The organism is Rhodococcus sp. NPDC058521 (assembly GCF_042719695.1).
GTDB lineage: Bacteria > Actinomycetota > Actinomycetes > Mycobacteriales > Mycobacteriaceae > Rhodococcus_F.
The window spans coordinates 1-21,050 of the sequence record NZ_JBHXNL010000019.1; the positions used below are offsets into that span (position 1 = coordinate 1).

The 21,050-nt window shown below is 63.4% G+C and carries 17 protein-coding genes; 11 read left to right on the plus strand and 6 right to left on the minus strand.

Features of this window, described 5'->3' with window-relative positions; genetic code table 11:
* Positions 1 to 145: 145 nt before the first annotated feature.
* The gene (locus ACFWO3_RS20830; protein WP_378581335.1) at positions 146 to 898 is read left to right on the plus strand and encodes an amidohydrolase family protein; all 753 of its coding nucleotides are present in this window, start codon (positions 146 to 148) and stop codon (positions 896 to 898) included.
* Between the two features lie 90 nt (positions 899 to 988).
* A complete protein-coding gene (locus ACFWO3_RS20835; protein ID WP_378581337.1) occupies positions 989 to 1,420 on the plus strand; it encodes a CBS domain-containing protein in 432 nt (143 codons plus the stop codon).
* On the opposite strand, the gene ACFWO3_RS20840 is transcribed toward ACFWO3_RS20835, so the two are convergent.
* Positions 1,408 to 1,728: a hypothetical protein gene (locus ACFWO3_RS20840; protein WP_378581339.1), complete on the minus strand. Its 321-nt coding sequence runs from the start codon at positions 1,726 to 1,728 to the stop codon at positions 1,408 to 1,410. The genes ACFWO3_RS20835 and ACFWO3_RS20840 overlap by 13 nt on opposite strands.
* A gap of 326 nt (positions 1,729 to 2,054) precedes the next feature.
* On the opposite strand from ACFWO3_RS20840, the gene ACFWO3_RS20845 reads away from it, so the two are divergent.
* Positions 2,055 to 3,131, plus strand: a complete 1,077-nt coding sequence (locus tag ACFWO3_RS20845) for a LacI family DNA-binding transcriptional regulator (RefSeq protein WP_378581341.1) — start codon at positions 2,055 to 2,057, stop codon at positions 3,129 to 3,131.
* Positions 3,132 to 3,224: 93 nt separating this feature from the next.
* Here the strand turns inward: ACFWO3_RS20845 and ACFWO3_RS20850 are convergent, their stop codons facing one another.
* Positions 3,225 to 4,601 carry an MFS transporter gene (locus ACFWO3_RS20850; RefSeq protein ID WP_378581344.1) on the minus strand — a complete coding sequence of 459 codons (1,377 nt, stop codon included), beginning with the start codon at positions 4,599 to 4,601 and terminating at the stop codon, positions 3,225 to 3,227.
* Between the two features lie 327 nt (positions 4,602 to 4,928).
* Here ACFWO3_RS20850 and hisD point away from each other — a divergent pair, with 327 nt between their 5' ends.
* Entirely contained in the window at positions 4,929 to 6,275 is a 1,347-nt protein-coding gene (gene hisD, locus ACFWO3_RS20855) for a histidinol dehydrogenase (protein ID WP_378581346.1), read from the plus strand.
* Positions 6,276 to 6,450: 175 nt separating this feature from the next.
* Positions 6,451 to 7,416 (plus strand): 3-hydroxyacyl-CoA dehydrogenase family protein, encoded by a 966-nt coding sequence (locus ACFWO3_RS20860; RefSeq protein WP_378581348.1) that lies wholly within the window; start codon positions 6,451 to 6,453, stop codon positions 7,414 to 7,416.
* A 536-nt stretch (positions 7,417 to 7,952) separates the two neighbouring features.
* On the opposite strand, the gene ACFWO3_RS20865 is transcribed toward ACFWO3_RS20860, so the two are convergent.
* The 3 genes from ACFWO3_RS20865 to ACFWO3_RS20875 form a co-directional block, all read right to left on the minus strand.
* Entirely contained in the window at positions 7,953 to 8,138 is a 186-nt protein-coding gene (locus ACFWO3_RS20865) for a hypothetical protein (RefSeq protein WP_378581350.1), read from the minus strand.
* Between the two features lie 99 nt (positions 8,139 to 8,237).
* The gene (locus ACFWO3_RS20870; RefSeq protein WP_378581352.1) at positions 8,238 to 9,011 is read right to left on the minus strand and encodes an SDR family NAD(P)-dependent oxidoreductase; all 774 of its coding nucleotides are present in this window, start codon (positions 9,009 to 9,011) and stop codon (positions 8,238 to 8,240) included.
* Positions 9,008 to 9,976, minus strand: a complete 969-nt coding sequence (locus ACFWO3_RS20875; RefSeq protein ID WP_378581353.1) for a cyclase family protein — start codon at positions 9,974 to 9,976, stop codon at positions 9,008 to 9,010. Before ACFWO3_RS20875 ends, ACFWO3_RS20870 begins: the two co-directional genes overlap by 4 nt.
* A 601-nt stretch (positions 9,977 to 10,577) precedes the next feature.
* Between ACFWO3_RS20875 and ACFWO3_RS20880 the strand changes: the two genes are divergently transcribed.
* From ACFWO3_RS20880 to ACFWO3_RS20905, 6 genes are all read left to right on the plus strand, one after another.
* Positions 10,578 to 11,993 (plus strand): MFS transporter, encoded by a 1,416-nt coding sequence (locus ACFWO3_RS20880; protein WP_378581355.1) that lies wholly within the window; start codon positions 10,578 to 10,580, stop codon positions 11,991 to 11,993.
* A gap of 55 nt (positions 11,994 to 12,048) precedes the next feature.
* Positions 12,049 to 13,704, plus strand: a complete 1,656-nt coding sequence (locus tag ACFWO3_RS20885; RefSeq protein WP_378581357.1) for a PucR family transcriptional regulator — start codon at positions 12,049 to 12,051, stop codon at positions 13,702 to 13,704.
* Positions 13,705 to 13,893: 189 nt separating this feature from the next.
* Entirely contained in the window at positions 13,894 to 15,150 is a 1,257-nt protein-coding gene (locus ACFWO3_RS20890) for an MFS transporter (protein WP_378581359.1), read from the plus strand.
* Positions 15,151 to 15,203: 53 nt separating this feature from the next.
* Positions 15,204 to 17,327: a hydantoinase/oxoprolinase family protein gene (locus tag ACFWO3_RS20895; protein WP_378581361.1), complete on the plus strand. Its 2,124-nt coding sequence runs from the start codon at positions 15,204 to 15,206 to the stop codon at positions 17,325 to 17,327.
* 15 nt (positions 17,328 to 17,342) lie between these two features.
* The gene (locus ACFWO3_RS20900) at positions 17,343 to 19,436 is read left to right on the plus strand and encodes a hydantoinase B/oxoprolinase family protein (protein ID WP_378581363.1); all 2,094 of its coding nucleotides are present in this window, start codon (positions 17,343 to 17,345) and stop codon (positions 19,434 to 19,436) included.
* A gap of 12 nt (positions 19,437 to 19,448) precedes the next feature.
* A complete protein-coding gene (locus ACFWO3_RS20905) occupies positions 19,449 to 20,429 on the plus strand; it encodes a dihydrodipicolinate synthase family protein (protein WP_378581365.1) in 981 nt (326 codons plus the stop codon).
* On the opposite strand, the gene ACFWO3_RS20910 is transcribed toward ACFWO3_RS20905, so the two are convergent.
* Positions 20,410 to 20,856 carry a hypothetical protein gene (locus tag ACFWO3_RS20910; protein WP_378581367.1) on the minus strand — a complete coding sequence of 149 codons (447 nt, stop codon included), beginning with the start codon at positions 20,854 to 20,856 and terminating at the stop codon, positions 20,410 to 20,412. The two genes, ACFWO3_RS20905 and ACFWO3_RS20910, sit on opposite strands and share 20 nt — an antisense overlap.
* Positions 20,857 to 21,050 lie beyond the last annotated feature (194 nt).

A 21,050-nucleotide genomic window follows, 5' to 3' on the forward strand; every position in this document is an offset into this window, starting at 1 on the left:
CGCGTTGTTCGTCACTTGCCCGTGAACCAGTGCCACCCATCAGCAACATCTCCCCATCTCAGAGAGCGTGTTGCATCCACCCCTTGAGCCCGCCTCATCGGAACCGGTGTGACATTGGTCAGGGTGCACAGTGCAAAATGAACGGGTGTTCGACGCACACGTACATATACTCGATCCCCGCTACCGGCTGATCGAGAATCACGGCTACCTACCCGGCCCGTTCACTCTGGCCGATTACCGGGCCCGGACGAAGGGGCTCGGGGTCACCGGCGGTGCCGTTGTTTCTGCGTCTTTCCAGGGCACCGACCAGCGTTATCTTCGTGCAGCACTCGGCGAACTCGGTGAGGGCTGGGTAGGCGTCACCCAACTGTCCCCCGACGCCACGGACGAGGACATCATCGCGCTGAACGAAGCGGGGGTTCGGGCTCTTCGATTCAATCTGCGGCGCAGCGCGATCGACCTGACCCAATTGGCGATCCAGGCGATCAGGGCGCACCAGCTCGTTGGCTGGCACGCCGAGTTCTATGTGGACGCGTCACTGCTGATGTCACTCGAGCCGGTCTTCGCTCGCCTGCCGGCCGTCAGTATCGACCATCTCGGCATGTCCTCCGAGGGCCTGCCCTACCTGCTGAATCTGGTGGATCGTGGCGCACGGGTAAAGGCCACCGGGTTCGGCCGCGTCACCATCGACGACATCCCGGACGCACTGCGCCGCATTCACGCCGTCAATCCCGAGGCACTGATGTTCGGCAGCGACCTGCCTGGCACGCGCGCTCGACGTCCGTTCGAAGCATCGGATCTCGACATCATTTCCGACGCGGTCGGCGAGGACCTCGATGCCGTTCTGTCGACCAATGCGCTCCGTTGGTATCGCTGCGAACCGGCCGTGAAGAAGTAGCTACCGAGAAGTAGCTGCGGGCGCACACCTGCCCCACCTATGATCGTGTGATCGGGGAATATCGGCCTGCAGGTGGATCGAGGAATCCCAATGCGCATCGCTGAGGTACTCAGAAACAAGGGCTCGTCGGTCACCACCGTGAGTCCGGAAACGTCCGTCGAGGATCTACTCGAAGAACTGACACGGCGAAACATCGGCGCTCTCATCGTCGTCGATCACGATGCGGTGATCGGCATGGTGTCCGAACGCGATGTGGTTCGCCGAATCCAGAAGCGCGGTGCGGCGGTACTCCAGGAGCGGGTATGCGACATCATGACCACCGAGGTCTTCACCTGCTTGCCCACCGACAGTGTCGACAGTCTGGCCGAGACGATGACCGAGCATCGCATTCGGCACCTACCGGTGATGGTCGATCGTTCACTCGTGGGAATCGTCAGTATCGGAGACGTGGTGAAGAGCAGGATGGACGAACTCCGGCACGAGCGTGATCAGTTGGAGTCCTACATCGATCAGGCCAGGTGAGCCCCTATACCCGCGAACGCGATTGCGAGATCGACCCAAAACTGGATGGTGAGTGGGCACGCCAAGATGCCCGGCAGAGTCGTATCCGGGCCCGAAATCGCAGAACTCGACGTCTGGGTCCGAGAGCAGGTGGAAGATGACGGTGACCTCCGAGTTGCCTTGGCCACGATCGCCTTCTGTTTGCCGCAGCGTCGCTCGAGGCACCGATAGCGGGTGTCCAGGAAGGTGTAGGTGCAGGAGGTGGCGAACGCGATGCGGCCAAGAGTGCCGGCTAGCCACAAGTTGCCCTTGCCGCGGCCCTTGCTCATGGACCTGCCAGGCGGACTGGTAGGTCTGCGGGCAGAACTTCTACCGCGGCAGCGCAGCGACCGTGCGACGATTCCCTGAGCCACTCCCAGCACAGCAGTATCCGCCCTTACCGAAGAAGTTCGTTCCGAGAGAGATGACCACATACGTATACAATTGCCGTTGCCCTAACTGTTCTTCCCGCAGACGGCGCGGACCGCTCGAGACGGTCCTGCCTGATGGCGGCCTGCAAGGAAAGCCTTCAGCTTCGACGTGGAATGATGGGCAACACGACTTGGCAGCTGCGGTGTCCGGCACGCCGTGCAACGCAGAATCGGAGTAGATACGTATGGCAACGAGCAGGGACGTCGCGAGGCTCGCAGGGGTGTCCCAGGCCACGGTCTCGCGCGCGCTCAGCAATGGCAAGGTCAGTGCAGTCACCCGTAAGAAAATTCTGGAAGCTGCGGCATCGGTGGGGTATGTCCCGAACCTCGGTGCGCGGGCAATGAAGACGGGCCGCGTCGAAACCATTGGGGTGGTCGTTGCGGATCTGACCAATCCGTTCTACCCCGAGATCCTCGACGCACTGACCGAGTATCTGGACCGAGCGGGACAGAAAGTGACGCTGTGGAATTCCGACGGGCCCGGCAATGATGCTGCATTGGAAGCGATCAACGCCGGATCGATCGACGGCGTCATTTTCACCACGGTGGTCGAAGCCTCGGCTCCGCTGCGCGCCGCGCTGGCCAAGCACAGTCCCGTCGTGCTGATCAATCGAGTCGTCGAGACATTGCGGTGCGATCAGGTGGTCAGCGACAATGCGGTCGGCGGCAGAACGGTCGCCGACTACTTTCTCGCCAACGGGCACACCAAGATTGCGATGCTCGGAGGCCCGTCCAGCGCGAGCACCGCCCGTGACCGGACTCGTGGTTTCGCTGAGCGGTTGAGCGAGGCCGGGGTGCCTTTGCGGGCCGACTGGACTATGGAGGGAACCACGTTCAGTCACGACTACGGGTACGCCGCTGCGAGCGAGATCCTCGCGTCCGAAGACCGGCCGACGGCAATCTTCTGCAGCAACGACCTGATCGCGTTCGGTGCGCTCGACGCCGCACGTTCCGCGAATATCGCTGTGCCGGAAGAACTGTGGGTAGTCGGATACGACGACATCGCGATGGGTGCGTGGCCGGCGTTCGATCTGACCACGATGCACCAACCGACGCGAACGATGGCAGAGGCAGGGGCTGAAGCTCTGCTCGAACGAATCGAGAATCCGAACGCACCGTACAAGACACTGGCTTTTCGTTCCCACCTGGTTCAGCGGAGGTCGACGGCGGCCACACCACCGACCGCTTCGGCACCGCCCCGAACCGACGAAACTCCTCGACGCGACGAAGACGGAGCGCCGGTGTTCAGCCGCGGCGGGTAGCTCTCCGCCCGGGCGCTCGCACCGACAGAGACCAACGTCCGGGTCGCGAAGTCGCGACCCGGACGCATCTCACGCCGGTCAGTGGTCTCGCATCTACCGACTTGTGGTGGGGTCGTGTTCTTCGCTCAATCCTCGGCTCAGCCGCACCCGAGGTGCCGTTTCCGGGGACCAGAACGCACCCGTGATCGTGATGACCGAGGTGAGCACCATGTATCCGGCGACGAGCCAGTAGCGATCGAAGTCGGGGCCGACCAGGGCGGTGGCGAGCAGTGGCGCGAATCCACCGGCCAGCACGGCGGCGACCTGAGGTCCGACCGACGCCCCCGAATAACGCAGCTTCGGCTCGAACAGCTCGGTGAAGTAGGCCGGTTCCACCGAATAGCACAGGTCGCGGCCGATGTTGCAGGTCAGGATCAGCATCAGCAGGATCATCAGGAGGTCGCCGGTCTGCACGCCCCAGAAGAACGGATACGCCATCAGCGCCATGACCACCGCGCCGGCGATCACCGAGGACCGGCGGCCCCACCGGTCCGAGACCCAGCCCCAGAACGGAATGGTGAACAGGCCGAGGCCTGCCATGATCATCGTCGCGAGCAGGATGTCGTTCTTGGCAACCAGAATTTCGGGACCGTAGGCCAGCAGGAACGTGGTGTAGATGTAGTAGTTCGCGTTTTCGGCGAAGCGCATCATGATGACCCGCACGATGGTCGCCGGCCGGGTCCTGATGACCGTGACGACGGGCATCTTCTCGATTTCGCCCTTCGCCTTGATTTCTTCGAAGACCGGGGATTCGGCGACCTTGCTGCGAATGTAGAAGGACAGCGCGACCAACACGATCGACGACAGGAACGGAATCCGCCAGCCCCAGGATTCGAAGGCTTCCTCGGGCAGCAACCCGACGACCAAGAAGAAGGCTCCGTTCGCCAGCAGAGTGCCGGCCGGCACGCCGATCTGCGGCCACGAACCGAAGAATCCGCGACGCTTCGGTGGCGCGTACTCGGTCGCCATCAGCGCCGCGCCGCCCCATTCTCCACCGACCCCGAGGCCTTGCACGATGCGCAGCAACACCAAGATGATCGGGGCTGCGATGCCGATCGACGCGTAACTAGGCAGGCAGCCGATCATGAACGTCCCGAAGCCCATGAGGCCGAGGGTCATCATGAGCATCTGCTTGCGGCCGACCCGATCGCCGAAGTGCGCGAAGATCACACCTCCTATCGGGCGCGCCGCGAAGCCGATCGCATAAGTGCTGAACGACAACAAGATCCCCACGAAGGGGTCGACGTTCGGGAAGAACTGGCTGTTGAGGATGATCGCCGCGGCGACCCCGTACACGTAGAAGTCGTACCACTCGATACACGAGCCCAGTACCGAGGACGCCATCGCCCGTCGGCGCATGACCGGATCGACGGTCACTGCTGGGGCCGCAGAACTCGGTGGTGGCGGGTTCGTCGACGCGTCGACAGACATGTGAGCTCCAATACTGAGGAAACGGAGAGTGGCGCAGATTGCATCTAATCCAGCCTGACACAGAGTGTATACGTAATCACTCTTAATGCGAAGAAGTTTCTGCACGCCTCGGACCCGATGCGTGACCCCATCAAGGGAATCGCACATATACGCAGTTCAGGGAGCGGATTCCACGGGGGCTGCCGACGGAAATCGCGCAACACTCTTGCAAGTTCGATGTGCATACGTATACAATACGTATCAGTGACCGGCGCCACGTTGGGAGCGGTCACGTGACTTCCATCGGCGGGCGACCGTCCGCCGACCACTCGATGGAGGAGTTCTCTGATGACGACCGCCGCAGCTCACCGCCCAGCTATCCGTACCCTCGACCTCAAGATTCCCCAGAAGGAGAGCGTCGAGCGAGGCAGCACCTCGTCGGTGCGGTCGACCGTGGAGAACGTCATCGAGGACATTCGGCAGCGCGGCGACGCCGCCGTGCGGGAGTACTCGGAGAAGTTCGACAACTACGCGGCCGACAGCTACCTGCTCAGCGACGAACAGCTCGACGAGATCGTTGCGCGGGTGCCGCGCCAGGTGATCGAGGACATCACGTTCGTTCAGGAGCAGGTCCGGCTGATGGCCCAGAAGCAACTCGAATCGCTCACCGATTTCGAGATCGAAACCCTCCCCGGCGTGTTCCTCGGGCAGAAGAACGTCCCGATCCAGGCGGCCGGCGCGTACATCCCCGGCGGCAAGTACCCGCTGCTCGCCAGCGCGCACATGACGATCATCACCGCCAAGGTAGCCGGCGTCGAACGCGTGGCCGCCTGCACACCGCTGATCCGCGGTGAGGTGCCGGACGCAACCATCGCCGCGATGCGCCTGGCCGGGGCCGACGAGATCTACCTGCTCGGAGGCATCCAGGCGGTCGCCGCAATGGCCGTCGGTACCGAGACCATCCGCCCGGTCAACATGCTCGCCGGCCCCGGCAATGCCTTTGTCGCCGAAGCCAAGCGGCAGCTGTTCGGCGAGGTCGGCATCGACTTGTTCGCGGGCCCGACCGAGGTGCTCATCGTCGCCGACGAACACGCTGATCCGTTCATCGTCGCGGTGGACCTGCTTTCGCAGGCCGAACACGGCCCCGACTCGCCGGCGGTGCTCATCACCACCAGCGACGAACTCGGCCGCGCCGTGATCGAGCACGTCGACACCATCTTGGTCGACATGCCCACCCGTGACTACGCGGAAGTGGCCTGGCGTGACTGGGGTGAGGTCCGGGTCGTCGAGACCTTGGACGAGGCGTACGCGCTGGCCGACGTGTACGCATCCGAGCACGTGCAGATCCTCACCGAGAATCCACGCGAAGCGCTCGACAAGATGCACGACTACGGCGCTCTTTTCCTCGGTGAAGGAACCTGTGTTTCCTACGGGGACAAGGTCATCGGGACCAACCACGTGCTGCCCACCCGCGGTGCGGCCCGCTACACCGGCGGCCTGTGGGTCGGCAAGTACCTGCGCACCGTGACGTACCAGGAGGTGACCAACACCGAGTCCAGCGCATTCTTCGGTGAACTGTGCGGCCGTGCGGCCCGGGTGGAGTACTTCGAGGGCCACGCTCGGTCCGGGGATGTGAGGGCCGCCAAGTATCGGGGCGAGGCGCTGTCGTGGTCTGATCACCGCTTCACCAAATAGGCAGAACCGAACTCGGCGGATACACCATCCGCTGACCGGCCGTGGTCTCCAACGGGGTCGTGTCCCGACAGCTTTCGATGCGACTCGGCCCCTTCGGGGCTCCGCTCCCAATACTTCGGAGCCCTGCTCACCGAGACTACGACGCAGTGTTACCTCCGGAATCCGAAAGTAGGCTATGACCAATCTGGACAAGATCTCACGCACCAGCGTCGTGGGATCGGGGTACATGGGTGGAGGGATCGCGCAGGTCCTCGCCTTGGCCGGGTACCCCGTTTCACTTGCCGATGTCGACGAGGCAATCGCGCGCAAGTCGCGTGAGCGGCTGATCGACCAAGCCGCGCAGTACGAATCCCTGGGGCTGTTCGCCGTCGATGCTGCCGCCACGGTCGCCGACAATCTCAGTGCAGCACGCTCGATCGAGGACGCGGTCTCGGACGCGGACTACATCACCGAAGCGGTCCCCGAAGTCATCGACATCAAGCTGGACACACTGCGCCGGGTATCGGCCTCGGCGCGGACGGACGCGATCATCGGCACCAACACCTCAGCGATCCCGATCGAGGACCTCGCGAAGGAAGTTCACGGTCCCTCCCGCTTCCTCGGCGTGCATTGGATGAACCCCGCACCGTTCATTCCCGGTGTCGAGCTGATCGCCGGCACCGCCACCGATCCGGAGGTTGTCGGCATCGTCGAAGCGTTCATCGGATCGCTCGGCAAGATCACCGCCAGGGTGGCCGACACGCCAGGCTTCGTGGCCAACCGTTTGCAGTTCGCACTGTACAAAGAGGCCCTGTCGATCGTGGAGGAGGGGACCGCGGCGCCGGAGGAGGTGGACGCCGTCGTCAGCAGCACATTCGGTTTCCGGCTCGCCCTGTTCGGACCCTTCTCCATCGGGGACATGGCAGGGTTGGACGTCTACAAGGGTGCCTACGACACTCTCGAACAGGCCTACGGTAAGCGGTTCGCCGCGCCCAACCTTCTCGTCGAGCTGATCGAACAGGGCCGGCTGGGGATCAAATCCGGTCGTGGACTGCTCGACATCGCCGATTCGGACAGGGATGCGCTCGTTGCCTACCGCGAACAGGCCTACGCCCGATTGTCCGCGCTGCGAACGGAACTCGGTCCCGCACCCGGTCTGTAGACAAGGCAATTCGGAAGCATGGTCCACGCAACCGCACGGCTCGTCGCGGTTGCTCACATCGAGGCCCCGCCCCGCGGTCGGAGTGTGCACCCCATTTGTCGGTTCCCACCCAACCTGCAGGTAGCGCGGCGCGCTGAACCTCACGGCAGCGTCGGAAACGCTGGGGTGCGGATTCATCCGGCTGTCGGCTTCGACCAGAACGCTTCTCCTGAGCTCGACCGCATTCTGGACTTTGCGTGCTCCCTACCGCGGTGTTCGCCGGGTAAGGCTCCATCCGGTCCGGTGAACGAGTGCACCGACGAGTGCCCCCAGCACGCCCACGGCCCAGAACCAGTGCGGCCATGTACCCGAAGGGCGAGGGAGAGTCGATGCTGACGGACGCGAAGTCGAGCGGCTGGTAGCCGGCGATGTAGAAGTCGAACGGCCGCGAGGCGAACCACCACAGCACGGCAGCGCCGGCGATACCGCTCAACACACCGAAACCGGTGAACACCAGCACGGTCACGATCGTCGTCCGCGGCTTCATGACCCGTCCGTCACCGAGCCGCCGGATCCGTCCGCCACGGATGGGTGTTCGTCGGGATGCCGTACCCGGGCATCTCCCACAGTTGTGCAGGGTCGAGGCCGCTGTCGTCGTAAATGTCCTCGGGTCCGCCGTCGAGACAGAACTGCCCGTAATCCACCACCGTAGATTCCACGACCGGGCTCGTCTGAGCGTTCACGGCGATGATTCTGGCACGGCTACCCGACAACCGTGCGGTGTCGCGCCGCCGGGAGCCCGGCCCGCCAACCCGGTGGACGCGGCTCCCGGCGGCCACCCGCTACTGGGCGGTCCAGCCTCCGTCGACGCGAATGGACGTTCCTGTGATCATGCGGGAAGCGTCACCCGCGAGGAACTCCACGGCAGCGGCGACGTCGGCGGACTGGGCCATCATGCCCAGCGGGATGCTCCCGAGCACGAACTCTCGAAAAGCAGCATCCTCGAAGAACTCCCGAGTCATTTCGGTCTCGACGAAGGTCGGGGCGACGGTGTTCACCCGGATACCCTCGGGCCCGAGCTCGAGCGCGAGCGCACGGGTCATGCCCTCGACCGCCCACTTCGATCCGCAGTACACGCTCCGCTTCGGTCCGCCGACATGCCCCATCTGCGAGGAGATCATGATGATCGACCCGCGACAGCCGTCTCTGCGCATGGCACGTACGGCCTGCTGCGTGACGAAGAACGCGGCTCGCACGTTCACATCGAACACCGTGTCGAAGTCGTCGGCGCGCACCTCGTCGAGATTCTGCGGAATGTTCGTCCCCGCCGAATTGACGAGCACGTCCACGGTTGCACCCTGGATCAACTCGGTGACGGCGTCGATGTCGGTGACGTCCAACGGGTAGGTATCGGGACGGCGCCCCACCACCGACGCGATGTCGGCTGCGGCCGAGTCGAGCCGGTCCGCGTCGCGGCCGATCAGATGAACGTGGGCCCCGGCGCGGGCCAACGCGAGAGCGCTGGCCCGGCCGATGTCGCCGCCGCCACCGGTCACCCACGCATGTTTGCCGGTGAGTGAGGTGCCGGTTAAGGAACGAGATTCCGGCGCGCTCACTTGATCGCCTGCGGGTTCAGCGGCGACCCGACGGCGGCGGGAATGTTCAAGGGCGGTCCGACGAAGAGGAACTCGTACGTATTGTCCTCGGCGCAGTCAGCGGCGAGATCGTCGAGCTGCCAGATTTCGCCCACGAGCAGCCCCATCGAGACCAGCATGATCAGGTGCAGCGGCTGGAACGTCTCGGGAAGCTCGTTCGGCCGGACCTCTGCGCCCCACGTGTCGGTGGCAATGGCGGCGACTTCCTTCGCGTGCAGCCACGACGCGCACGACAAAGACAGTCCCGGGGCGTCGCCTGCGGAGTAGCCGCCCCATGCCGGCAGATGCTTGCGGGCCTGCATGTCACCGGTGCGAATGAGCACCACGTCGCCCCGCTGTACCTGGACACCGAGCTTCTCGCACGCTTCGTCGAGATCTTCAGGGTAGATCGCCTCGCCCGGCTCGAGGTGTGTGCGTCCCTTCACCTTCGGGATGTCGAGGAGGACACCGCGAGAAACCACGGTCGGGAAGTTCTCGACGCCGCCCTTCTTCGCTCCCGTGGACGTGACCTCGCCGGCGCTGAACCCGTTGTACATGACACCGTCACGGAAGATGTGCCCGAGCGCATCCCACTGCGTACCGCCCTGCAGGAACAGGAAGAGGCTGTCGTCGGCGAACCCCCATCCGAGCGGATCGCTGCTGTACGTCTGGGTACGCGCCAGGTGGTCGGTTCCGGTCGCGGCCATCTGATGCACGGGGTTCACCCTGCCGAATGCGCCTGTCTGCGGACCGTTGCCGTCGAGCGGGAGTTGCAGCGAGATCGCCTTGCCGGTGCGGACGAGCGACGCGGCGTTGCGAATTACTTCGGGGGTGATGTGGTTGAGGGTGCCCCGCTCGTCGTCGTCGCCCCATCGACCCCAGTTGGAGCAGGACTTGTACAGCTGGTGGAACAGATCGAAGGTGATCTCCGGGTGTGCGGTTGACATCGTTGTCGACTCCTTTGTCCAATGCCGGGTGATCAGGGCGTTCTCGCGGATTCGGTGAGCGCACCGCCGTGCTGGGTCACGAATCCTCCTCGAGATGTGACACACATATCATTTATGCATACGTATGCTAAGTCAAGCCCATGCGGTAATACGCGGGCGCGATCTCGACGTGGAAATCGACGCGTGCGTCCCAGCGGGCGCACGAACGGAATGCCGGACTCCGGGCAGCATTGCAACGCATCCGGAACCCCGTCGCCTCGATGGCCCCGTAGAACAAGGCAAATTCACACACGGCGTCGGCGGCACAGCGACCACCAGACCGGTATCGCGCATTGCCTCGATACCATCTACACGAACACGAGAATTGAATGCTTGCGCCGCTGCCACATGTATACGTATTCTACTGCGCAGGGAACTCAGCGATATCTATGCCGCCGGGTTGCCCGAGCGCAGTGCAGATGCGTTACCACCAGACCAGGATGAGGCAGGGGCCGAGAACTTGCCCGACGATTCGACATCGACTCGCCGCCCGAAATGATCTGGATACGGGACGACATCAACCGGTGAAACTTCCGGCGCGGACGAGACGAGAGGCCGGACCATGTTCGAACTGTTGGATCAGCAGCAGAGGCTTTCGCGGCGGCAATTTACGCTGGCTGTGATCGCCGCCTGGGCGGTGTGCCTGGAATTTCTCGACTACTTCCTCATCGGGTTCATCCTGACATTCGTTGCGGGACCCTGGAACCTGAGCTTCGGGCAAAGTTCGGTGATTCTGCTGTCCTCCGGAGTCGGCGCGATCTTTGGGGCGATCTTCTTCGGTCGACTGGCGGACCGGATCGGGCGGCGACGCGTTTTCCTGATGACCATCCTGATCTTCACCGCTGCGACGGCAGCCTTGGCTCTCACCCCTGATTCGGAATCGTACGGGTGGCTGTATCTGACGTTCTTCCGCGTCATCATCGGATTCGGGGCGGGCGGACTCTATGTCGTCGATCTCCCGCTCGTACAGGAGTACATGCCGGCGTCCAAGCGTGGGCGCGTAGCGGGAGTTGTGACCGCATCGGTGCCGCTGGGATTCCTCGCCGGTTCGCTCATGGTGTGGTTGCTTGCCGATGTCATCGGGTGGCGCGGCATCCTGGTGATTGCAGCAGTCATGGGGTTCTTGGTCCTTCTGCTCCGTCTCGCCATCCCCGAATCTCCACGTTACCTGGCTCGCAACGGGGACTTCGAAGGTGCGCGCCGATCGATTGCGTGGGCACTCGACCGTCCTGTCGACGAGGTTCCTCAAGGCGTCGGCTGCGTGGACGAAACGGCAAGCGCCCGTGCCTCGTTCCGTGATCTGATCCGGTACCCCCGGAGCTTCTGGACGTCTGTGCTGGCAAACCTGGGCATGCAGACGGGCTACTACGGACTCACATTGTGGACGCCGACGTTGCTGGTTATCGTCGTTGGAATCTCCCCGACGGAGACCGGATTCTTCATGATCTTCGTGACCTTGGGTGCGCTGGCGGGCCGGTTCGCACTGTCCTATCTCTCGGAGATGATCGGTCGACGCCTTGCGGGCGGTCTCGCCGGAATCTGCGCTGCTGTCACCATTGTCGTGGCAGGGTTGATCGGCGACGTCACGTGGATGGGCATGTCCGCTTTCTTCTTGATAATGGTCGCGGTCTACTTCTTCGGCGAGGGGGGATTCGCGATCGTCGGCCCGTACTCGGCAGAGGTATGGCCGAGCAAGCTGCGCACCACGGGGATGGGATTCTCGTACGGAATTGGTGGTTTGGGCAAGATTATCGGCCCACTCGGTCTGGGCTTGATTCTGGGATCGTCGGATCTCGTCAAGCCCGAGGCTTCCGAGCAGAACCTCCTTCCAGGATTCAGCTACTTCGCGGCGTGGTATCTGCTGTGTGCCGCGATGTTCCTGTTCGTAGGATTCGAGACTCGCGGGAAGTCGATCGAAACGCTGGACGACGAAATCGAAAAGCAACGTACCCGCCGGCGGGGCGCATCGGTGCGCTGAGTCACCGCACGGACCACCGGGCTTGCCGAGCAACGAGTGAAGATACGCTGGCCTCATGTCTTCCGATGAGAGTGGGCATGTCACGTCCGCTCATGATCTGTCGGATCGTCGAACGTCGGGTGCCCGACCAACGAATCGAACCTTCGCATCGATGCTCGGGAGCGGGTTCGTCTATCCGGTGACGACGATCGGTCACGGATCGGAAGTTCGTGACGTCACCGGCGTCGCGATCTATGAACCGACCTCGGATCTCGCTGATTCCCATGATGTTCAGCTGTGGTTGAGCCAGCCCGAGCGGGCCGATGTGGCCCTGCTCGTGGCTTCGCTCGCGGCCTCCTCCGTTCCCGGTGTTGTTCTCGACCACGTTCCGGACTCGTGCGACGTCGCCGCTGTCCAGCGGGTCACCGAGGAGACCGGGGTTGCCGTCTGGTGCAAGCTGGATGGGGTGCCCTGGATCCAGGTGCTGGACGAGGCGAGGTCGGTCGTCGAGTCCGCCGGAATGCGGCCCGGCATGGTCGGCGGTGCGGTCGCGCTGGGGGATATCCACCGACTGGCGGACTCGTTGGCGGACTACCTCGGTGGCGCGGTCATCATCGAGGACGCGCGGCTGTCCGTGCTCGGCTATTCGATCGACTGGGCCGGCAACGATCCGGGTCGCGACGCTGCCATTCTGACGCGCAGCATGCCCGCCGAGTGGGTGCACTATCTGAGAACGACAGGAGCACTCGAGCGGCTTCGCGCGACCGAAGACACCATCGAACTCGACGGCGGACCGTTCCTAGAACGTCACCGCTATATCGCTCCGATCAGAGTGGATCGCCAGTTCGGAGGTGTGATCTGGTTGGCCCAAGGGACTATTCCCTTGCCGGCCGACGCCGCAGAGAGGCTACGCGTCGCGGCTGCTACAGCCGCACCACATCTGCGGCGGCATTTGGAACTCTACGCTTCCGAACGGGCCGCGAAGGCCGGTCACATGCGGGCCCTCCTCGCAGGCGAGCCGGTATCACATTCGGACATCGAAGAACTCGGACTTTCGAATGTTGCCGCAGTCGTACTCATCGTGATTCGCACCAGCGACGCGGCCGACCTTGACGATCGTCAGAAGGAGCGGTTGCAGGACGCCGTCGCACTGGCGTGTCGCGCCGCCCACTCGAAATACGCGGTGTCGACGATCGGGAACGCGGTCTACTGCATTGCGGCGCCACCGTCCACGGACAGCGGAAACGACACCGATTTCGGGGAAGGGCTGTTCGCGTCCTGTTCTCGCACACTGAACACTCCACTCCACGTGGCGGTGACGGACACGGTGGACAGCCTCGACGACCTGTCGTTGCTGCGTGCTCAGGCCGACTTGATGCTCGAATCGCTCCGGCGCCATGAGGCGGGCAATTCCCGCGTGACGACGATTCCCATAGCTGCAGCGGCACTGCTGCTCGATCGGTTCGCCGAGGTCGCCCGGGACATGCAGCGGGTCATCCCGTACGACAGAGTGGACGAGATTCGAGCGTACGACCTCGCGCACGGATCGGAGTACGCGCGGACGTTGCACGTGTACCTCACAAAGAACGGACAGGTCCCGGAGGCAGCACGAACGCTGAATCTGCATCCGACGTCGTTGCGATATCGACTGCGGCGAATTTCCGAACTGTTCGACATCGACTTGAACAGTCCTGATGAGCGCCTGCTGTGCCTCGTGCTCCTGCGCTCGTAGTCCGACCCTCCGAACCGAAGAGCCCGACTTCTGCGGGGACCACCCGCGACTTCATCCTCCAGATCAAGGAGAAATCCAGTCTCTTCTCCTCTTTTTCGAGGAATACATTCCCGCGCTTCTGTGATGGACTCGTACATAACCGGTTGATGTGACACAGACCACCAACCCACTCGACGAAGAGAGTCGACGGTGACCGAAGCAACTTCTCCCCCGCGGGCAGCAACCACAATCCGCGACCACGCTCTTGGCCCTAATCGGCTGATGATCGTGCTCGCGATCATGGCAACGACGAACATGCTGAACGCGATGGATCGTCAGATATTCCCCATTCTCCTGCCGCAAATCCAGGGCCACTACGGCTTCTCGATCGAGGCGGCAGGGCTACTGGCTACCATCTTCACTCTGGGGATCGGCTTGGCGGGCATACCCGCCGGCATCATCGCGGACCGGTTCGATCGCAAACTGGTCATCGTGGCCTCCATCGGCATCTTCTCCGTCGCGACGGGACTCCAGGCGATGGCGGTCTCGTTCGCCGACATGTTCTTCTATCGTGTGCTCACCGGAATCGGCGAGGGCATCCAGAATGCAGCGCTGTTTGCTGTGGCCGGCGCCTTCTTCCACCACCGCCGTACGATGGCTCTGGGGGTGCTGACGGGTGCCTACGGTCTGGGCGCCGCGCTGTCGCCTGTGTTCGGTGCACGCATCATGGAGATGACGGGCCATTGGCAGGCACCGCTGATCGCGCTGGCACTCTTCGGTGTGGTCGTCATGCTGCTGTGGAACTTCGTTCCCCGCTCGGTCACGCAATTGGGAACATTCGATAGCGGCGCCTCGCCCGCCGCGCAGGATCAGCCCTCACGCGAACGAAGCCGACAGTCCACCCGGAATGTCATTCGCCTTTGTGCCATTGCCGCGGTAGCGGGCTTCATGATCTACGGCTACTTGGGCCTGTACCCCACGTACCTCGGCTCGGTGCGCGACTTCTCGACCCAAGAGGCGGCAATTGTCATGAGCAGTTTCGGAATTGGCGGGATCACCGCAATTCCGCTCGGGATGTTGGCTGATCGCTGGAACCAGAAGTGGCTCAACGTGATCGCTTTGTTCGGTTTCATGGTTGTCGGCAGTTCGATATTCCTCGTATCGTCCGATGCGGTCGTGATCCAGTTGATTCTGTCCTTCCTGATGGGCATGCTGTTCACCGGCATCGTCTACCCGAACAGTATGTCTCTGTTACAGAAGAACATGCCCGCAAGCCGGGGCGGATTTGCTACCGGCCTCTTCGTCGCAATGTTGTATATCCCGTCGAGCATCTCCGGCTACGTGATTGCATTCCTCGCCACCGAGTTCGGCTGGCAAGTTGCCGGCGTGTCGACAATGGCCTCCCTCGCCATCATTTCGTTGATCGTCATGTTCACTTATCGGCCCAGTGACCAACTGGTCCGGTAGAAAGTCTTCCCCTCCCCTCGGCGTACCTCTACGCCACAGCAACAATTATCGGATTGGACGCGACCATGTATCTCATCTCCACTGACACCGGCGGCACCTTCGTCGACACCGCCATCGTCGACGCGGACGGCGAATTGTTCGTCGGCAAGGCACCCAGCACGCCACACGAACCGGCCAAGGGCCTCCTGGAATCCATCGATGCCGCCGCCGGCCGGTTCGGGGAAAGTGTGAGCGGAGTCCTGTCCAAGTGCCGACTGTTCGTCAACGGCACGACCGTGACGACGAACGCCCTCATCCAGCGCAAGGGCACGAAGACCGGCTTCATCACCACGGCGGGCTTCGAGGACACACTGCTCATCGGGCGAGTGCGGTCCCGCACGGCAGGCCTCGACGCGATGGAGATCACCGACTACCGGCACGCCGAACGCCCGGACCCGATCGTCCCCCGCGACCTGATCCGTGGCGTTACCGAACGCGTGAACTACCAGGGCGAGGTCATCGCCTCGCTGGATGTCGAGCACGCAACTCGCGTCGTGGATGAACTCGCTGCCGAAGGGATCGAGGGCCTGGCCATCTGCCTCCTCTGGTCGTTCCGCAACTCGGTTCACGAGCAGGAACTGAAAAAACTTGTTGCAGTACGACACCCGCATATCTATGTGACGACATCCAGCGATCTGGTTCCGGTCATCGGCGAGTACGAACGGGCCAACACGACCGCGATCAACTCCTTCCTCGGACCGACGCTGCAGAACTATGTGCGCGGGGTCGAAGACGTCGTATCGAGCACCGGGTATGGCCGCGAGATCCTCATCATGCAATCGATCGGCGGGTTGTCCCCGGCCAGCGAACTCGCCGAGCGTTCGGTCACCTCGCTCCACAGCGGGCCCGTCGGCGGCATCGTAGCGGCGCAGAAACTCGGTGAGCAACTGGGCGAACCGAACATCATCACCGCCGACATGGGCGGAACCAGTTTCGATGTCGGGCTGATCGTCGATGGGGCGCCTCAAACTGCGAGCCAGACAATCGTCGAGCGCAACATCCTGCGGGTGCCCGCGGTGGAAGCCGTGAGCATCGGCGCAGGCGGCGGCAGTGTGGCCTGGCTGGACGAGGTCGGCGCGATCCGGCTCGGCCCCCAGAGCCAGGGGTCGTACCCCGGGCCGGCATGCTACGGACGCGGCGGCACGCTTGCCACAGTCACCGATGCCGACGTCGTCCTCGGCTACATCAGCGCGGACTATTTCCTCGGCGGCGCGATGAAACTCGACCGCGAGAAGGCCATCGAAGTTGTCAACGAGAACATCGCGAAGCCGCTGGGCATCTCGGTTGAGGAGGCCGCGTTCGGGATCTACCGAATTGCCAACTCCCACATGGGCGATCTCGTCCGCCAGATGACGATCGAACGCGGCTACGATCCGCGCACGTTCACCCTCGTGAACTTCGGCGGCTGCGGGCCGACGCACTGCACCGGGTACGGCCCCGAGGTGGACGTGAAGTCCAGCGTCATCCCGTCTGCGGCAACGGTTTTCTCCGCCTTCGGTATCGGGCAGTCGGACATCCGCCATTTCTCGAGTCGTTCCCTCCGTCCGATGACGATCATCCGACAGGGCGAACCCGTCGACTCCTCTGTCGCGGAAGAAGTCAACGAGATCGTCCTCAGTCTCTCGGACGACATGCGCGAGCAGCTGCAGCGCGACGGCGTCCCAGGAGACGACGGTACGTTCGAGATCCACATGGAGTTGCGGTACAAAGGCCAGACGAACGAACTCACGATTCCCGTGCTGGCCGATCTTCCCATCGACCAGGCACACTTCGACGAGATCGTCGCGAACTTCGAGCGCCAGTACGAGATGCTGTACGGCAAGGGCGCACGCTCGACACTGTCGGCATTGGAGCTCATCACCATCCGCGTCGACGCGACGGTGACTCCTCCCGGCAGCGCCTCGACAATCAGCCGACCTCGCTACCAGGAGTCGGGTGACCCACTGGTCGGCGAGCGAGAGGTCTACTGGCCGGATCGCGGGTACACGCCGACGCCGGTCTATCGAGGCGAACTGCTCACCTCCGATCAGCCTGTCATCGGCCCGGCAGTCATCGACACCTACGGAACCACCATCCCTCTCCACCCCGGTCAAATCCTCGAAGTGGATGAAACCGGCAACTACTACGTCCGCCACTGAGGATTGGAACAGACCATGAGTTTGGCACCTACCGAAACAGAACGCTTCGCTCCCCGAACCGACCCCATCACCTTCGAGGTGCTGCGCCACCGGCTGTGGCAGATCAACGACGAGCAGGGCAGGACGGTGATCAACGTCTCCGGTTCGCCGGTCGCGTCGGAAGCAAACGACTTCGGGGTCGCGCTCACCGACGCCGAGGGCAACCTGGTCACGCTCGGCCAGTACCTCATCCATCACACTGCCGCGATCTCCGAGGTGGTTCGGAATGCGATCGAATCGCTGGGAGACGAGGTCGGTGTCGGCGACGTCTACCTCACGAACGATCCATGGATGGGCGCCCTGCACCAGAACGACGTGTGCTGTGTCGCACCTGTGCATCACGACGGCACACTCATCGCCTGGACTGCCTGCATCGTGCACCAGATCGACGTCGGCGGGCCGGTGCCCGGGAGCTGGAACCTCGACGCCCACACCGCATACGAGGAGGCGCCGCGCTATCGATTCCTGCGGGTGATGCGGGACGGACGGATCCAGAACGATGCCGTGTCGACCTACCTGACCAATTCGCGAACGCCAAGCTCCCTCGAGCTCGATCTGCGCGCGATGATCGCGTCGTCGAACGTCGTCAAGGAGCGGCTCGCCGAGACGATCGAGCGTTACGGTGTCGGGGCGGTCTCGGACACCATGCAGGACTGCATGGACTACACCGAACTCCTCCTGCGCCAACGGCTCGCATCGATCGCCGACGGGGAATGGTTCGCCGAGGACTTCATGGACCACAACGGCCATGAGGACGGCGCCTACGGCATCCGGCTCAAGCTCAGCAAGGCCGGCACCACACTCCATTTCGACTACATCGAGACCGATGATCAGACCGACGGTTCGATCAACAGCACCTATGCGGGGGCACTCGCCGGGTCGCTGTCTCCGGTCATGACGCAGCTGTGCGCCAACATCCCGTGGAACCAGGGCGTGATGCGTTGCGTCGAGATCGCGACACGTGAAGGCACTCTCAATCACGCCCGCTTCCCGGCCCCCGTCGGGGGCGCATCCATCAGCGCGACACACCACACGTCCAACGCCGCGATGTCCGCAGTGGCACGGATGATCACCGACAGTGCGTCGGCCGGCGTGGAACCGGCAATGGCGAACTGGAGCGGTTCACCGTACGTGTACAACGTGTTCGGTGAAAACCAGTACGGCGAACCGTTCGGCACCATGCTCATCGACTCCCACTTGGGCGGCGGAGGTGCACGGTCGTTCGACGACGGCTATACGGCCGCCGGGATGCTCTCCGTTCCCCAGGCCAACGTGCCCAACGTGGAATCGGTCGAGGGACTGAGCCCGTTCGTGTATCTCTACCGTCGTCGCGCACAGGACTCCGGTGGCGCGGGTGGTCATCGCGGTGGTCTCGCCGTCACCAGCGCAATGGCGCTCAGTGGTACGAGCCGGCTCAACGTCACTGTGAGCACCCAGGGCGCGCAGCACTCGTGCGCCGCGGGGCACGACGGCGGCTACCCGGGTGCCGGCGTCAACACCAGCGTCGTCCGGCAGCCGGACACGTTGGACCGACTGGTGCGCGAACATCGGGCTGAGGACCTCGTCGAGTTGGGAGGGGAGGTCGAACTGCTGTCGTCGAAGGCCCGACTCCTCCTCGAGGCCGGTGACATCCTCGTGACCTCACCCCACGGCGGTGGCGGACTCAAGGATCCGATTCTGCGCGATCCGGCCTCCGTCGCGGCCGACGTGACCAGAGGGGATGTGTCGGAACAGCAGGCGCGCACGGCCTACGGCGTCGTGATCTCGTCGGGTGAACTCGACACGCACGCAACACGGGAGTTGCGCCTGCAGATCCGAACCGAGCGGCTCGACGGCACCGCCCCGGTGCAGGATTCGATCACCACGCATCGGTCGGACCCCGCGCTGATTCAGCGCGTCGGTGCGGTGGGCGGTGCGGGACCGCTCATCGGACGCAAGTGGGATGGCGACAGCCCGTTCTTCCAATTGCACGAGTACATCTGCCCGGCGAGCGGCTACCTGGTGGACGTCCAGATACGTAAGCGCGGCGACACCCGTCGCGAACTCGGCCCGATCATCTCCGACGACTGAAGGACACGACACATGCTGTACACACGATCGAACGCCAAAACCTATGCGCGCGAGAATATGACAGGCGTCTGGGGAGCAATCCCCTATCCGTTCACGTCCGACTTCGAACTGGATGAGGCCGGGCTGCGAAGCAACGTCCGCTACTACGTCGAGAACAATCTTCTCGACGGCATCTTCTGCGGCCACTTCATGAGCGAATTCTGGTCACTGGATCTCGACGAGAGGCGCAGCGCCGCCGAAGCCGTCGTGGAGGAGGCCGCCGGGCGAGTCCCGGTCGTCGTCCAGACAGGCCATCACTCGGCGCGGGAGAGCGTGTCGCTGACACACCATGCCGAGCAGATCGGTGCCACCTACGCCGCACTGGGCAACCCGTACTTCATGGTGAGCCCGACGGAGGGAATCTACGACTACTTCAAGTGGATTTCGGACCGGACGGACATCGGGATCCTCATCTCGAACACAGGCTACACCGGCATCAATCTGACCCCGGACATGCTCAACCGGCTCGCCGACCTCGAAAATATTGTGGCGGTGAAGAATCCACAACCATTGGAGCACACCCTCGAAACCGTGCGAGTGGCAGGAGATCGCCTGATCGTCGCGGATCCGGACGAGCGGAAGTGGCTGAAATTGATCACAGAGCACAACTTCCGTCTCTACACGTCCTCTCCCGCGCCGTACATCATCCAATATCCCGGTCACACCCCTATCAAGGACTACACCGCGCTCGCCTTCAACGGCGACATCGAGGGAGCCAAGGCGATCGCCGACACGCTGGACGCACAGCGTGACCTCATGGACAAGTGGCTACACCACCCGTGGGGTGCATCCAAGCTGATGCCGATCGCGAATCTCAAGGTGTGGACCGAGGCACTCGGAATGGCCGCCGGCCCGGTTCGCGCGCCGCTGACACAGATGGACGACGCTGCGCGCGACGAACTGCACGGCGACCTCCGCAACATCGGTCTGCCACTCACGCTCCAGCGGGCGTAGCGCCGGCGGGGAACGAACGGCCAGGTAGCGGACCTCGCTCACAGCGCGTGCTGGTGTCTCGTGCCTCGTCAGGCAACCTTGGCGGATAATGCGGGTGCTCGGCCCACGACCGGATATGTGAGTCCGGCGCGAAGTTGGTCTTCGGTTCGGCGTGGGCGTTGTGCCACCGCATGTAAGCGGCGTTGGCGGCGTTCTGTTCGGCGTGACTGCGGCGATCGGTGCCCGAAGTACCGCAGCGCGGCGAACTCGGACTCGATCCAGTCAGCCACGACCCGTACGTCGGCAGGAACACAAACTCGACATCGTGGGCGGCACCCCATTCCCGGAAGGTCGGGTGCCGGTGCGGGGAGAACTTGGTGGTCGACTGCCAGGTGATCCTGCCGTCCCGCAAGATCCAGCGCAGCGTCTCGCGGCTGATCGCCGGCACCACATTCCTGGCGATCAGGTGCTCGGGCGAGCTTTGTCAGACTCCACGTGGAGAACGCCGTGCCCCCAGTCTGCTGGGGACGTCCGAGCGATCGGGCAGATCCTCTCTCGGGCCTGCTCATCGATCGTTCTCGGTCGTCCCCCGCACGCCGAGGAGCAACGGCTACGCGAGATTGTCGACAGGGTAAACCTTGC